We start from the raw sequence: 12412 nt of genomic DNA, 5'->3' as shown, positions 1-12412 counted from the left end.
TTTGAGGAGGGATCAGGAAGAAGCGGAGGCGCTCGCAGCGCCGTTGTCCAGACTTATGGCAAGGACGCGCGCGACGTGCAATGCGCCGCGGCCCGAACCGTCCTTGATTTGATGGCGGCAGGAGGTGCCGTCCGCCACGATCAGAGCGTCCTCGGCAGCCTTGCGCACAGCGGGCAGCAGGGATGCTTCCGCCATCTGGATCGACACATCATAGGTGTCCGCGCCATAGCCGAACGCGCCGGCCATTCCGCAGCAACTGGATTCGATTTTCTCGACCTTCAGGCCCGGCACCAGCCGCAGAATCTTTTCCACCGGTGCGAACGCGCCGAAAGACTTCTGGTGGCAATGGCCGTGGACATGCGCGCTCCTGTCAATGGCGCCAAGCGGCAATTTGAGCTGGCCGGTTTCGGCCTCGCGCACCAGAAATTCCTCGAACAGCAGCGCATGGGCGCTGATGGTCTTTGCAGCACTATCGGAACGAAGCGACAGCAGTTCTTCGCGCAGCGTGAGCAAACAGCTCGGCTCCAGACCGACGATGGGAATGCCGCGTTCCGCAAACGGGATCAGGGTTTCGACTACGCGCGCAAGTTCTGCCTTCGCGTTGTCCACCAGTCCAGCCGACAGGAACGTACGTCCGCAACACAGCGGACGTCTGCCGTCGCGCGCGCGGGGCAGGTGAACGCGATAGCCCCCGTCAACCAGCACGCGTAGCGCCGCGTCAAGATTTTCGCGCTCATAGGCGCGGTTGAAGGTGTCGGCAAACAGCACCACCTCGCGGCCATCCTCCGGACCGAAGGCGATACCGGCGGGCGCGAACACATCGCTGCGGAATTCCGGCAGGTCGCGCCTGGCGCTGATGCCGGCGAATTTTTCGAGCAGCGAGCGAAGAAGGCCGCTGCGGTTGCGCATGTTCGCGATCCACGGAACGCGCGCGGCGAGACCGGCATAATGCGGCAGATAGCCGACGAGGCGGTCGCGAAGGGTGAGGCCATGTTTCGCAACACGCGCGGCCAGCACCTCGATCTTCATCTTCGCCATGTCGACGCCGGTCGGGCATTCGTGGCGGCAGGCCTTGCAGGAGACGCACAGCTTCATCGTCTCCATCATGGCATCCGATGACAGTGCATCCGGGCCAAGCTGGCCGGAGATGGCGAGGCGCAACGTATTGGCGCGCCCGCGCGTCACGTCCTTCTCGTTGCGTGTGGCGCGATAGGACGGGCACATCACGCCGCCCTCGAGCTTGCGGCAGGCGCCGTTGTTGTTGCACATCTCGACAGCGCCCTGGAAACCGCCAGCCGCGCCGGGATACGCCGACCAGTCCATCACAGTCTTGATGTTCTCGACCTTGTAGCCGGGCGCATAGCGGAACAGCGAACGGTCATCCATTTTCGGCGGGTGAACGATCTTGCCGGGATTGAGCGTGTTGTCCGGATCGAAGCGTTCCTTCACTTCCTCGAAGGCGTGAACAATCTGTGGGCCGAACATCTGCGCATGGAATTCGGAACGGACAAGGCCGTCGCCGTGTTCACCGGAATGCGAGCCTTTATACTCGCGCACCATGGCGAAGGCTTCCTCGGCGATGGCGCGCATCGCCTTGACGTCCTTGTCGAGCTTGAGATTGAGCACGGGACGGACATGCAGGCAGCCTTCGGAGGCGTGGGCGTACATGGTGCCGCGCGTGCCGTGCTTCTCGAATATCTTGTTGAGACGGTCGGTGTAATCAGCGAGATGGGGCAGCGGCACCGCGCAATCCTCGACGAAGGAAACAGGTTTGCCTTCCTGCTTCATCGACATCATGACGTTGAGGCCGGAGGTGCGGAAGTCGGTGATCGCCGCCTGCATCGCGGGCTCGATCACATCGACCACGCCGCCCCATTTGCGCTTCGGCTGGTCCCAGCCGAAGCCGAGATCGCCCATCAGTTCGCCAAGTTGCTTGAGCTTGGCGAGATTGGCGGCCTGGTCGGCTTCGGCAAATTCCACCACCAGCAGCGCTTCCGGTTCGCCCTTCACCACCGATTCGATGGTCGGGCGGAACATGGCGATGTCGCGGCCGAGCGCGACCATGGTGCTGTCCACCAGTTCGACCGCGATCGGTTTCAGCTTCACCAGATGCTGGGTGGCGTCCATCGCTTCATAGAAGCTGCCGAAATGACAGACGCCGAACACCTTCGATCCGATCAGCGGCCACAACTTGAGTTCGACACGAGTCGTGAACGCAAGCGTGCCTTCGGAGCCGACCAGCAGATGCGCCATATTATTGATGGGCTGCGGCGTCAGCGCGTCGAGATTGTAGCCGCCGACACGGCGCTGCACATGCGGGAATTGCGCGGCGATCTCCGGCGCTTCGCGCTCGCCAAGCGCCAGCATGTCGCGGAATAGATCGCGCCCCGGCTGCTGGACATTCTGCCAGGCGGTGTCGCGCGGCATCTCGCCAAAATGTAAAAGCGTGCCGTCGGCCAGCGCGGCATCCATCGAAATGGTGTTGTCGCGCATGGTGCCATAACGAAGCGAACGTCCGCCGCAGGAATTGTTGCCGGCCATGCCGCCAATGGTGGCGCGCGAGGCGGTCGAGACGTCAACCGGAAACCACAGGCCGTGCTTTTTGAGCTGCCGGTTGAGATCGTCGAGCACGATGCCCGGCTCGACCACGCAGGTGCGCTTCTCGACATCGAGCGAGATGATCTTGTTCAGATATTTCGAGCCGTCGATGACAATGCCGTTGTTGATGGTCTGGCCGCATTGCGAGGTGCCGCCGCCGCGCGGGGTGACGATCCGTCCGTCATCGCGCGCAATCGCCATGGCGCGCAGCGCATCGTCCATGGTGCGGGGCACGACCACGCCGAACGGTTTGATCTGATAGAACGACGCATCGGTGGCGTAGCGTCCGAGATCGAACGGATTGAACAGGATGTCGCCGGACACTTCGCGCGCGAGCTTTGCGGCGAGGGCGCTGCTGTCTGCGGTGGCGTTTCCCGTTGCGGCTTTCTGATGAGCCATGTGGTTCTCGGTACTCTGGGGGCCCTAAAAGTCGTCATTGCGAGCGAAGCGAACTCGCTCTTTCTTCACCTCTCCCCATCGGGGAGAGGGAGTTTCTCTGCCTTCGTCGCTTCGCTCGCAATGACGAGCAGCAACGTCAATTTTCCTCGCGCAGCGTGGACACATCCGCCGCGCGCCCGCTCGGCTGGTGTTCGCGCATGTATTCGCAGACCGCTTCGCACTTGCCGCGCATGTGATCGAACATCAGCTTGCTGAGTTCGTCGCCGTCGCGGCGGCGCAGAGCGTCCACAATGGCTTCGTGTTCGCGCATCGCATCGCTCAGGCGGTCGCGGCGCACGAGATTGGCGGAATAGCGCAGGCGGCGAACCATGGCGTTGGCAGTGGCGTAGCTCGAACTCAGGAACGGGTTCGCAGCGGCATCCACGATGGCCTGATGAATCTTCTGGTTGAGCCGGAAGTAATCGGCCAGTTCTTGCCGGATGTAATGACTGTACATTTCCAGATGCATGCGCTCGATCTGTGCGATGTCGTCGTCGGAAATGCGCTCGCAGGCCGCGCGGCCGGCGAGGGCATCGAGGCCGGCGATCAGCTCGAACAGATGCCGGATATCCTGTTCGGAAAACTGCCGTACGCGCGCGCCGCGATTGGGCAACAGTTCGATCAGGCCTTCCGACGCCAGCACCTTCAAGGCTTCGCGCAGCGGCGTGCGCGAGACGTTGAACCGCTCGCACAGTTCACGCTCGGGAATGCGGCTGCCCGGCTCGAGATGGCCCTCGACAATAAAGTCACGGATCTGGCCAAGCAGATCGTCGTGCAGGGACGCGGGGGAGGTTTCGACAACCTCAAGGGAGTTTGCACGCAAAAGATTATTCAAAATGCACATCCTCCAAGGCAGTGATCTGCCGTAGCATATTCAAAAACCGCATGATTGGCAGGTTTTTCCTTTGTTAAACGAGTAATACTCGATTTTCTTGTTGTCAGAAACAAAATTATGAATACAATTTGAAATTGGAAATAGTTTGCGATGCACAAAAATTGCATGCAAATTTGTAAACAAAAGCCTGAGGGAGCGCCGATCAATGTCCAACGCCTCTGTCCATACCGGACGGCATTTTCTCCAGATCCCGGGGCCGACCAATGTCCCTGATCGTGTGCTCCGCGCGATGGACATGCCGACCATTGATCACCGCGGCCCTGAATTCGCGCAACTCGGTCTGGATGTGCTTGCCGCGTCGAAGAAGGTCTTCAAGACGAAAAATCCTGTCATCATTTATCCGTCCTCGGGCACCGGTGCGTGGGAAGCCGCCATCGTCAACACGCTGTCGCCGGGCGACAAGGTGCTGATGGTCGAGACCGGACACTTCGCGACGCTGTGGCGCGCGATGGCCGACAAGCTGAAGCTCGATGTTGAATTCATTCCGGGCGACTGGCGCCATGGCGCAAAGCCGGAGGACATCGCGGCGCATCTGGCCAAGGACAAGAGTCACGCCATCAAGGCGGTGATGGTGGTTCACAACGAGACCTCCACCGGCGTCACCAGCCGCATTCCCGAAATCCGCAAGGCGATCGACAGCGCCAGGCATCCGGCGCTGCTGCTGGTTGATACCATCTCGTCGCTCGGCTCCATCGAATACGATCACGATGGCTGGGGTGTCGACGTCACCGTGTCCTGTTCGCAGAAGGGCCTCATGCTGCCGCCGGGTCTCGGCTTCAACGCGGTGTCGGACAAGGCGTTGGAGGCCTCGAAGAAGAATGCTTCGCTGCGCTCCTATTGGGACTGGCACGAGATCATCGCCGCCAACAAGAGCGGGTCATGGTCCTACACGCCCGCGACCAATATGCTCTATGGCCTGAAGGAAGCCATCGCGATGCTGCTGGAAGAGGGGCTGGACAATGTGTTCACCCGTCACAAGCGCTATTCGGCTGCGACCCGCGCGGCGGTGGACGCATGGGGCCTCGAAAATCTCTGTCTCGATTCGCGTGAATACTCGCCGATCCTCACCGCGGTGGTGATGCCCGAGGGGCATGATGCCGATCAGTTCCGCAAGGTGACGCTCGACAATTTCGACATGTCGCTCGGCGCCGGCCTCAGCAAGATCAAGGGCAAGGTGTTCCGCATCGGCCATCTCGGGCACTTCAATGACCTGATGCTGATGGGTACGCTGTCCGGTGTCGAAATGGCGCTCGATCTCGCCAAGGTGCCGCACAAGAAGGGCGGCGTGCTGGCGGCGATGGATGTGCTGACCGGTCGATCCGGGACGCGGGCGAAGGCGGCAGTGGCGTAACGCGGTGGCGTGACGGCTCTGAATTCACAGTCCGCAGCATAGCGGACACATCAACAAGGTCTGGCGCACGCCCGGCCAAACGGGAAACCAAGGAGGAGACGGCATGAAGAATCTCATCAGGGCGACGAGTGTGCTTGCGCTGCTGGCGGCGACGCCGGCGATGGCCTGGGAGCCGGCCAAGCCGGTGGAAATCGTGGTCGCGGCTGGCGCGGGCGGTGCGTCCGACCAGATGGCGCGCATGATGCAGGCCGCGATTCAGAAGAACAATCTGATGAAGCAGCCGGTCATCGTGTCGCTGAAGGGTGGCGCGTCGGGCGCGGAAGCGCTGATGTACATGAAGGGCAGCGACGGCGATGCCAACAAGGTGCTGATTGCCTATTCGCTGATCTACATGCTGCCGCTGTCGGCGAAGATTCCGTTCAACTGGCGCGATCTCACGCCGGTGTCGGTGATCGCGATGGACCAGTTCGTGCTGTGGGACAGCGCCTCCGGCCCGAAGACGGTGAAGGAGTTCATCGCCGCCGCCAAGGCCTCGAGCACCCCGTTCAAGATGGGCGGTACCGGTTCGAAGCGTGAAGACCACGTGCTCACCGTCTTCATGGAAAAGAAGACCGGCGCGAAGTTCTCCTACCTGCCTTACAAGTCGGGTGGCGAGGCTGCGACCCAGCTCGTCGGCAACCACACCGAGTCGAACGTCAACAATCCGTCGGAGAACCTTGAGGTCTGGCGCGCCGGTCAGGTCCGTGCACTCTGCGTGTTCGACAAGGAACGCATTTCATACAAGACCAAGGTCACCGAAACGCAGTCGTGGAACGACATTCCGACCTGCAAGGAAGAAGGCCTGGACATGCAGTATCTGATGCTGCGCGCGATGTTCCTTCCCGGCAAGGTCACGCCCGAGCAGACCGCATTCTACGACGACCTGTTCAAGAAGGTGACGCAGACCGCCGAATACAAGGAATATATGGAGAAGCAGGCTCTGAAGCCGGTCTATATCAACGGCAAGGACATGCTCAAATTCCTTGAGGAAGACGACGCCCTGAACAAGTCGCTGATGACCGAAGCGGGTTTCGTCGCGAAGTGATGCGCTCCTCCCTCACTCCGTTCGCGGGGTGAGGGAGCACGTACCGGAATTTCAGTTTCACCCGATTTGCCTTCACCCGAACCGCATGCGCGGTTCGGCCTCTCCCCGCACGCGGGTCGAGGCTTCAGCCAGCGAGATGCGTGACCCATGGCCAAGGACATTGAAATCGTCGTCGACGATCCGAACGCGCCGGATGAGAATTCGCCAGCGGTCGTCAACAACCGCACCGTCGAAATGGCTGTCATGGTGGTCCTGCTCGCGCTCGCCGCGCTGCTGGGGTGGGACAACTGGCGCACCGGCGCATCGTGGGACGATACCGGCCCGCAGGCCGGCTATTTCCCGTTCTATCTGTCGATCATCCTGGGCGGCGCGGCGCTGTTCGGCCTGGTAAGCGTCGCGCTCAAGCGCAGCGAGGGAACGGAGACGTTCGTTACCCGCGCGCAGCTCGGACGTGTGCTGCAGGTGTTCGTGCCAACACTGCTGTTCTGCCTCGCGATGCAGTGGCTCGGCCTTTATGTCGCGAGCTTCCTTTTGGTCGCGGGCTTCATGGGCATCACCGGCAAGATCGCATGGTGGAAGTCGCTGCTGACCGCGTTCATCTTCGTCGCGATCATGTTCGTGACATTCGACATCGCCTTTGACGTCATCATGCCGAAGGGACCGCTCGAAGCGGCCTTCGGACGCTAGGCCGGAAGAGGGGACACGATCATGGAAGCACTCGGCCTTCTGTTTCACGGCTTCGCGGTTCTTTTCACCTGGAAGATTCTCGCCTTGATGATGGTCGGGCTGGTGCTCGGCATTTTCGTCGGCGTGCTGCCGGGGCTCGGCGGCCCCAACGGTGTCGCGATCCTGCTGCCGCTGACATTCTCGATGGACCCGACCTCGGCCATCGTGATGCTGTCCTGCATCTACTGGGGCGCGCTGTTCGGCGGCGCGATCACTTCGATCCTGTTCAACATCCCCGGCGAAGCGTGGTCGGTCGCGACCACTTTTGACGGTTATCCGATGGCGCAGCAGGGCAGGGCGGCGGAAGCGCTGACGGCCGCGTTCACCTCGTCGTTCATCGGCTCGCTGGTCGCGGTGATGCTGATTACGTTCCTCGCGCCCGCCATTTCCACTTTCGCGCTGAAGTTCGGCCCGCCGGAATTCTTCGCGGTTTACCTGCTCACCTTCTGCTCGTTTGTCGGCCTTGGCCGTGAAGCCAAGCACAAGACCATCATCTCGATGGCGCTGGGCCTGCTATTGGCCGGTGTCGGCCTCGACACGGTGTCGGGCCAGTTGCGCATGACATTCGAGTCGACCGACCTGATGCGTGGCATCAACTTCCTGGTCGCGGTGATCGGCCTGTTCGGCATCAGCGAAATCCTGCTCACCATGGAAGAGCGGCTCGCGCTGCGCGGCCATGCGGCGCGCATCAGCCTGCGCACCGTTCTCAATGTCTGGATGGATCTGCCGAAATACTGGGCGACGCTGATCCGCTCATCGGTGATCGGCTGCTGGCTCGGGATCACGCCGGGCGGCGCAATCGCTGCCTCCTTCATGGGCTACAATCTCGCCAAGCGTTTTTCCAAGGACAAGGAATCTTTCGGCAAGGGCCGCATCGAGGGCGTGTTCGCGCCGGAGACCGCCGCCCATGCGTCGGGTACCGCCGCGCTGCTGCCGATGCTCGCGCTCGGCATTCCGGGCTCCGGCACTGCCGCGATCCTGCTCGGCGGCCTGATGGTCTGGGGTCTCAATCCCGGTCCGTTGCTGTTCGTCGAGCACAAGGATTTCGTCTGGGGCCTGATCGCCTCGATGTATCTCGGCAACGTCGTCGGTCTGGTTCTGGTGCTGACCACGGTGCCGATCTTCGCTTCGATCCTGCGCGTGCCTTTCGCGGCGATTGCGCCGATGATCGTGGTGTCCTGCGCCATCGGCGCTTACGCGATCCAGAACGCGATGTTCGATATCTGGCTGATGCTGCTGTTCGGCGTGGTCGGCTATGTGTTCAAGAAGATCGGCATCCCGCTGGCGCCGTTCACGCTGGCACTGGTGCTCGGCAGCCGCGCGGAAGACGCATTCCGTCTCGCCATGATCGGTTCGGGCGGCAGCATCAAGGTGTTCTGGTCCAACGGCCTTGTGGGCACCATCACCACGCTGGCGATTGTGCTGCTGTTCTGGCCGGTGATTGACCGGATCTTCGCCAGTTTCGCCAGCAAGAAGGAAAGTCCTGCAAGGGCGTAGCGGTCGTCATTGCGAGGAGCACTTGCGACGAAGCAATCCAGCTTTTTTCTCTGGATTGCTTCGCTTCGCTTGCAATGACGAAGAACTTATCCCTGCGCCGCGCTTTCGACCTTGCACGATCCTGCCGCTGTCTCCTGGTCGATGTACGGAAACTTGACCTTCTTGAACAGCTTGGTGGTCTTCGCCTTGACCGTGACGGACAGCCGCTGGTCGGTCTCGATCTTGCGGCCGCCGGTCTTCGACATGTAGTCACAGCCGACGCGGATATCCTTCACCGTAAAATCATTGTCGTTGGTGACGCTGATATCCGCGGTGCCGACATTGTTGGTGCCGGGCTTGCGCCATTTCTCGATGGTGATTTTCACCTTGTCGCCGGGGCCGGCGGCGCTGGCGGCGGCGGTGCTGAAAAGGATCGCTGCGAGGGCGGAAACGATGAGAGTCTTCATGGCCGAAATCCTGATTGTATGAATGCAGAACGGCCACCGGGACGGCGGCCTTGTCATGGGCAAATGAACGGGCAATCATTGCGTGCGGGTATTTTGTCCCCGACTATAAGGCCGCGCCATCGAAGCGCCAATAACAGTTGAATGGGAGTTGAAATGAACGACATCTGGCGTCTCTCCGCTACTGAACTTGCGTCGCAGATCCGGTCCAGAAAGCTCTCGGCGCGCGAGGCTGCCTCAGCCGCCATCGACCGCCTCAATGCGGTCAATCCGGCCATCAACGCCGTGATCGCTCATCGCCCGGAAGAGACGCTGGCGCAGGCCGATGCGGTCGATGCCGCGATTGCGAAAGGCGCGGACGCGGGGACCCTCGCGGGTGTGCCGATTACCATCAAGGTCAATGTCGATCAGGCCGGATTCGCTACCACGAACGGCCTCGCCCTGCAGCGTGACCTTGTGGCGCAGACCAACAGTCCCGTGGTCGATAACCTGCGCAAGGCGGGGGCGGTCATCGTCGGGCGTACCAACACACCGGCGTTCTCATCCCGCTGGTTCACGACCAATCTCGTCCATGGCGACACGCGCAACCCGCGCGATCCCGGGATCACGCCCGGCGGATCGTCCGGCGGCGCAGCGGCGGCGCTGACCGCCGGTATAGGGCACATCGCCCATGGCACCGATATCGCCGGCTCGATCCGCTATCCGGCCTATGCCTGCGGCGTGCATGGCCTGCGGCCGACGCTGGGGCGCATTCCGGCCTTCAACGCTTCGTCCCCCGAGCGGCCGATCGGCCCGCAGATTACGGCGGTATCCGGCCCGCTGGCGCGGACCGTGGGCGATGTGCGGCTCGCCTTCCACGCCATGGCGCAGCGCGATCCGCGCGATCCGTGGTGGGTGCCCGCGCCCTTCGAAGGCCCGGCGCGCGAGAAGCGGGCGGCGATCTGTCTGCGGCCTGACGGTCTGGAGACGGTCAAGGAGGTTAGCGACGCCGTCGCCGACGCCGGAAAGCGGCTGGAGCGCGCAGGCTGGACTGTCGAGGAGATCACCGAGATACCGCCGTTCGCGGAAGCCGCCGACCTGCAGATGAAACTCTGGCTGTCGGATGGCTATGATGCGCTGCGGGATATGGCCGAGCGCGAGGGCGATCCGGGCGCGCTGGCCATTCTGCGCGATCAGGAGAAGGTGGCGCGTTCGCTCGATCTTGCGGTGTTCTCAAAACTGTTGACCCGGCGCGCGACCCTGGTGCGCGCGTGGGAAATGTTCTTCGAGACCTACGCGGTGATTGTGATGCCGCCATGCGGCGAACTGCCGTTCGCGTGGCAACTCGATCTCAAGGGCGAAGCCTCGCTGCACCGGGTGATCCGGGCACAGATGCCGCAGATCGCGCTACCGTTCATCAGCATGCCGGGGCTGACGGTGTCGACCGGTCTGGTCGGCCGCGTGCCGGTCGGCGTGCAGATCGTCGCCGGGCGTTACAGGGAGGATCTTTGCCTTGCGGCGGGCGAGGCTATCGAGGCGGGCGGCGTGCCGCCGAGCCCGATTGATCCGGTGCTGGCCTGAAGGCGGCGCTTGGCGCTGAACACGCTTTCGGTGTCGGCAAGAAGCTGCTGGGTGCGCCGGACGACGTTGCGTCCGGCCTTGAGGTCGCGATTGGCGACATACAGCAGGCGCTGTCCCTCGACCACAAGTTCGCGGGCGTGCTTCAACTGCTCCTCGAACGAAACAACCGGGAGAGTTGCTGTCTCTGGCTTGGCCGTCGTCATGGTCCGGCTCCGAATCTGCTGTTCAGCTTGCCTTGGTTACGCTTGCCCTGTGTTGATCAACGCCGATGTTAGCCAATCGTTCGGACAGAGTCCCGCCGGATGGCAAAAATTTCCACCGCAAGCCGATTCGCCCGGCAAGGGTCTGGCGGCCCGATGGAATTTCTCGATGAACCCTGTTCGCGGCAGCGCCGTCAAACAGCTACAATGGGGATTGTCTGCGGAAGGCAGCCCGCAGTCTCGGAGACCGGTAAGCTGATCGGGGTGAAGATGAGTCAGGTAAGTACAGCGGACAGGAACGCGGCTTCGGATGCGCCGCCGGCGAATGCGCCAACCGGCAAGGTCGGCGTTTATCTCGCGCTGCTGCAGTTGTTCTTCACGCTGGGCTGGACAATCTATGTGATCTACCTCCCGCAGCTTGCCGCCAAGGTGGGCTTGCCGCCGGGCGCCGTGATCGTCATCCTTCTGGTCGATCAGGCGATCTTCACCATCACCGACACGCTGATGGGCATCGCCGCCGACCGCATGACACCCATTGCGGGACGATTGAGCCGTGTTGTCATCTGGCTGACGGTTGTCTCTTGCGCCGCCTTCCTGGCGCTGCCGTTCGTCGCCGATCTCGGCCCCAATGCGAAGATCGCGTTGATCGCGCTGACGCTGACATGGGTCGTCACATCCTCCGCGCTGCGCGCGCCGCCGCTCGCGCTGCTCGGCAAGTTCGCGGCGAAGCCGTCGATCCCGATCCTGTCATGCCTCACCATGCTCGGTTACGGCATCGCGGGCGCGGTCTCGCCCTATCTCGGCGTCGTGCTGCGCAATCACGATCCGCGCATCCCGTTCGTGATCTCGACCGTGGTGTTGCTGGTGACGGCGCTGACCATGTCATGGATCGAACAGCAGTTGCGCGAAGGCAAGCTCGTCGCGCCGGAGCGTAAGCCGCTTACGATTCCGAAATCATGGAGCACACTGGCGCTGATCTTCATCGCCGCTGTACTTGTTCTGGCGCTCGGCTATCAGTTGCATTTCAGCGTCAACAGCGCGCCGCTATTCCTGCGCTTTGCCAAGCAGCCGGACCTGCAATGGCTGATGCCGGTCTACTGGATCGGATTCAACATCGCGATGTTCCCGGCGAGTTTCATCACGCGCCGCCTCGGCGGCTTGCTGGTGATCGGCTGCGCGGGGTTGCTCGGCGCAGGCGCGGTGTTCGGCATGGAAAACGCGACCGGGCTGAACACCATGATCGCGATGCAATTCCTCGCTGGCGCGGCGTGGGGCTGCATCCTGATGAGCGCGGTCGCTGCCGCCATCGCGGTCAGCGGCGGCGCGGAAGGCAAGGTGCTCGGACTGATGTTCTCGGCGCTGGCGGTGGCGACGTTTGCGCGCATTGCTGCCGTGAGCGGCGGCCTGACCCGGAATTCCGCATATGACGCCCTGTTGCAATGGACTCCGATCCTTTGCTGGGCACTGGCAGGTTTCGCGCTGCTGGTGATCGCACTCTCGCGGCTCCGCAAATGGCGGGACAGCGCGGATCCCGTCAGCGCGCCGGTCTAGGCTATTTCAGAATTATTCCCGGGACACCGTTGTTTTTATCGGCAGCGGCTCTCCGACCTTTGACTTGGC

The 12412-nt window shown here is 62.3% G+C and carries 10 protein-coding genes; 6 read left to right on the top strand and 4 right to left on the bottom strand.

What is annotated here, in order from left to right; genetic code table 11:
- Positions 1-12 precede the first annotated feature (12 nt).
- Both HMPREF9696_RS09570 and HMPREF9696_RS09565 read right to left on the bottom strand, forming a co-directional pair.
- Entirely contained in the window at positions 13-2997 is a 2985-nt protein-coding gene (locus HMPREF9696_RS09570; protein WP_002712788.1) for an FAD-binding and (Fe-S)-binding domain-containing protein, read from the bottom strand.
- A 136-nt stretch (positions 2998-3133) separates the two neighbouring features.
- Positions 3134-3859, bottom strand: coding sequence for a GntR family transcriptional regulator (locus tag HMPREF9696_RS09565; RefSeq protein ID WP_430642291.1), 726 nt, complete (start codon positions 3857-3859; stop codon positions 3134-3136).
- Between the two features lie 217 nt (positions 3860-4076).
- Here HMPREF9696_RS09565 and HMPREF9696_RS09560 point away from each other — a divergent pair, with 217 nt between their 5' ends.
- The 4 genes from HMPREF9696_RS09560 (at position 4077) to HMPREF9696_RS09545 (ending at position 8589) form a co-directional block, all read left to right on the top strand.
- Positions 4077-5282 (top strand): pyridoxal-phosphate-dependent aminotransferase family protein, encoded by a 1206-nt coding sequence (locus tag HMPREF9696_RS09560; protein ID WP_002712786.1) that lies wholly within the window; start codon positions 4077-4079, stop codon positions 5280-5282.
- 103 nt (positions 5283-5385) lie between these two features.
- Complete coding sequence (locus HMPREF9696_RS09555; RefSeq protein ID WP_002712785.1) at positions 5386-6366, top strand: Bug family tripartite tricarboxylate transporter substrate binding protein; 981 nt, start codon at positions 5386-5388, stop codon at positions 6364-6366.
- A 147-nt stretch (positions 6367-6513) separates the two neighbouring features.
- The gene (locus HMPREF9696_RS09550; RefSeq protein WP_002712784.1) at positions 6514-7053 is read left to right on the top strand and encodes a tripartite tricarboxylate transporter TctB family protein; all 540 of its coding nucleotides are present in this window, start codon (positions 6514-6516) and stop codon (positions 7051-7053) included.
- A gap of 21 nt (positions 7054-7074) precedes the next feature.
- Entirely contained in the window at positions 7075-8589 is a 1515-nt protein-coding gene (locus HMPREF9696_RS09545) for a tripartite tricarboxylate transporter permease (RefSeq protein WP_002712783.1), read from the top strand.
- Between the two features lie 86 nt (positions 8590-8675).
- On the opposite strand, the gene HMPREF9696_RS09540 is transcribed toward HMPREF9696_RS09545, so the two are convergent.
- Positions 8676-9035, bottom strand: coding sequence for a hypothetical protein (locus HMPREF9696_RS09540; protein ID WP_002712782.1), 360 nt, complete (start codon positions 9033-9035; stop codon positions 8676-8678).
- A gap of 153 nt (positions 9036-9188) precedes the next feature.
- Between HMPREF9696_RS09540 and HMPREF9696_RS09535 the strand changes: the two genes are divergently transcribed.
- Positions 9189-10592 (top strand): amidase family protein, encoded by a 1404-nt coding sequence (locus HMPREF9696_RS09535; RefSeq protein WP_002712781.1) that lies wholly within the window; start codon positions 9189-9191, stop codon positions 10590-10592.
- Here the strand turns inward: HMPREF9696_RS09535 and HMPREF9696_RS09530 are convergent.
- A complete protein-coding gene (locus HMPREF9696_RS09530; RefSeq protein ID WP_002712780.1) occupies positions 10505-10795 on the bottom strand; it encodes a hypothetical protein in 291 nt (96 codons plus the stop codon). The two genes, HMPREF9696_RS09535 and HMPREF9696_RS09530, sit on opposite strands and share 88 nt — an antisense overlap.
- A 267-nt stretch (positions 10796-11062) precedes the next feature.
- Here HMPREF9696_RS09530 and HMPREF9696_RS09525 point away from each other — a divergent pair, with 267 nt between their 5' ends.
- Positions 11063-12343, top strand: a complete 1281-nt coding sequence (locus HMPREF9696_RS09525; RefSeq protein WP_040301941.1) for an MFS transporter — start codon at positions 11063-11065, stop codon at positions 12341-12343.
- The last annotated feature ends 69 nt before the right edge of the window (positions 12344-12412 follow it).

It is taken from the genome of Afipia clevelandensis ATCC 49720, from assembly GCF_000336555.1.
GTDB lineage: Bacteria > Pseudomonadota > Alphaproteobacteria > Rhizobiales > Xanthobacteraceae > Afipia > Afipia clevelandensis.
The sequence above is the reverse complement of the archived record's forward strand: the minus strand, read 5'-3'. Positions and strand labels throughout refer to the sequence as shown.

Coding starts and splice junctions, on each gene's coding strand:
- HMPREF9696_RS09545 (WP_002712783.1), top strand. CDS start 7,075: ATGGAAGCACTCGGCCTTCTGTTTCACGGCTTCGCGGTTCTTTTCACC.
- HMPREF9696_RS09525 (WP_040301941.1), top strand. CDS start 11,063: ATGAGTCAGGTAAGTACAGCGGACAGGAACGCGGCTTCGGATGCGCCG.
- HMPREF9696_RS09570 (WP_002712788.1), bottom strand. CDS start 2,997: ATGGCTCATCAGAAAGCCGCAACGGGAAACGCCACCGCAGACAGCAGC.
- HMPREF9696_RS09540 (WP_002712782.1), bottom strand. CDS start 9,035: ATGAAGACTCTCATCGTTTCCGCCCTCGCAGCGATCCTTTTCAGCACC.
- HMPREF9696_RS09530 (WP_002712780.1), bottom strand. CDS start 10,795: ATGACGACGGCCAAGCCAGAGACAGCAACTCTCCCGGTTGTTTCGTTC.
- HMPREF9696_RS09555 (WP_002712785.1), top strand. CDS start 5,386: ATGAAGAATCTCATCAGGGCGACGAGTGTGCTTGCGCTGCTGGCGGCG.
- HMPREF9696_RS09535 (WP_002712781.1), top strand. CDS start 9,189: ATGAACGACATCTGGCGTCTCTCCGCTACTGAACTTGCGTCGCAGATC.
- HMPREF9696_RS09560 (WP_002712786.1), top strand. CDS start 4,077: ATGTCCAACGCCTCTGTCCATACCGGACGGCATTTTCTCCAGATCCCG.
- HMPREF9696_RS09550 (WP_002712784.1), top strand. CDS start 6,514: ATGGCCAAGGACATTGAAATCGTCGTCGACGATCCGAACGCGCCGGAT.